General features: G+C 35.9%; 3 protein-coding genes. 2 read left to right on the top strand and 1 reads right to left on the bottom strand.

Annotated features, from left to right (window positions below):
• Both A9G42_RS04555 and A9G42_RS13195 read left to right on the top strand, forming a co-directional pair.
• Positions 1-696: DDE-type integrase/transposase/recombinase (locus A9G42_RS04555; protein WP_218837763.1), on the top strand; the 696-nt coding region annotated here is incomplete at its 5' end.
• A gap of 9 nt (positions 697-705) precedes the next feature.
• On the top strand, positions 706-837 hold the full coding sequence (locus A9G42_RS13195) for an integrase core domain-containing protein (RefSeq protein ID WP_082211882.1): 132 nt from the start codon (positions 706-708) through the stop codon (positions 835-837).
• Positions 838-939: 102 nt separating this feature from the next.
• On the opposite strand, the gene A9G42_RS13590 is transcribed toward A9G42_RS13195, so the two are convergent.
• Positions 940-1698: a hypothetical protein gene (locus A9G42_RS13590; protein WP_065652762.1), complete on the bottom strand. Its 759-nt coding sequence runs from the start codon at positions 1696-1698 to the stop codon at positions 940-942.
• Between the last annotated feature and the right edge of the window lie 25 nt (positions 1699-1723).

Below are 1723 nucleotides of genomic sequence, written 5' to 3'. Positions count from 1 at the left end.
GATGTTTGCCGAACTGAGCTTAAAATCCCAGCTTCAGGAAGAAATCATAAAAAAGCTTTAGTGCCCACCAAGGCACGTAAAAGATGGGCACAGCAACTACAACAAAATCATTCAGTTACTATTGCAATGAGTTGTGCCATTGTTGGTTTAAGCCGTTGTGCTTACTATTATCAACCTAAGTTACTGGATGATTCAGTGATTATTTTGGTGTTGAATGCTATCACAGATAGGCATTTACGCTGGGGCTTTCCTAAGTGTTTTAATCGAATCAGAAAACTGGGATATCGTTGGAATCATAAACGGGTATATCGGGTGTATTGTGAATTAAAGCTTAATCTCAGGGTAAAGCGTAAAAAACGCATTCCTCCACGATGCCCAGAAAGGTTATTAGTCCCCAATAAACAAGGTGAATGTTGGTCAATGGATTTTATGAGTGACAGTAGCCGTAATCAACGTCGCTTTAGAACATTCAATGTCATCGATGACTTTAATCGTGAGGCGTTAGGTATTGATATTGCAGTAAGCTTACCAGCAGGAAGGATTACCCGTTACTTAGATAAACTGGCCGAATATCATGGGTATCCATTAAAAATACGGGTCGATAATGGGCCAGAATTTACAGGAAAAACCTTTACCAACTGGGCTAAATTACATGGTATAACCATTAATTATATCCAGCCCGGTAGCCCATATTAAAATGGCTATATTGAACGATTTAATCGTATCTATCGCACTGAAGTGCTCGATTTATATCTATTTAATAATCTAGAACAAGCAAGAAAGGTAACCGAAGAATGGCTAACCATTTATAACACCGAAAGACCGCATGAGGCATAAAATAACATGACACCGATTGAGTATAAAACACTAAAACAAGCAGCATGATTTTCTACGTGAGTTGTGTACTAAGTTTGGGGTATTTACAATTTATTTACAGCGTCATTTTTCTCGTTGCTTAGCAAGGTCAATAAGTTTGTCTAGGCTAATCAAAGAATTCATTACATCATGTTGACATAGACTTTCATCATTTTGATAGATATCTTCATCATCTTGATATGTATCTTCTCTTGTAATCCATATTAGCCAAGCTTTAACTGCTAAATATTCTTCAATGGTTAATGTTGCCCAGCGTTTAAATAGATAGCTGTCAGACAGTATTTTTTCAAAATCCATAATCCAAAATACAACTATATTTATAAAACCTTTAATCCTTGCTTTTTTATCCCCTATCGCTCTTGCTTTAGCTAAAGCCTCAGCTCTGGCCATAGCTCTTGCTTTAGCTCTTACTTTAGCTCTGGTTCTACCTAAAGCTATATCTATAGCTTTAGCTTTAGCCTCAGCTTCAGCCTCAGCTCTAACTATAGCTTCATCTTCAGCTATAGCTATATCCATAGCTTTAGCTGAAGTAATAAGTAACCCAGGTAAATAATAAGCATAGGCTGATGGAGTAAATACATATAAAGCATCATCATAGTTTACGTATATATCAAGAGTGATATCTTGCCAATTCTTACCCAAAAATTGTTTTAGCGCTATTTCATCATCAGGCATTATTATTGTTGCAGTTTCAAAACTTAATTCCCACATATCTTTCGGACGCTCTCGCCAAGAAAATGCCTCCGTTATTTTATTGAATAATATTTTTTCATATATAACATCATATTTTTCCTGTTCAGGTGCTATTACCTTTTTCACCATTGAAGTTCCTTTTTTAATTTATCAC

The organism is Gilliamella sp. Nev6-6 (genome assembly GCF_001690605.1).
Classification (GTDB): domain Bacteria; phylum Pseudomonadota; class Gammaproteobacteria; order Enterobacterales; family Orbaceae; genus Gilliamella; species Gilliamella apicola_C.
This window is presented reverse-complemented; position numbering and strand designations above follow the sequence as displayed.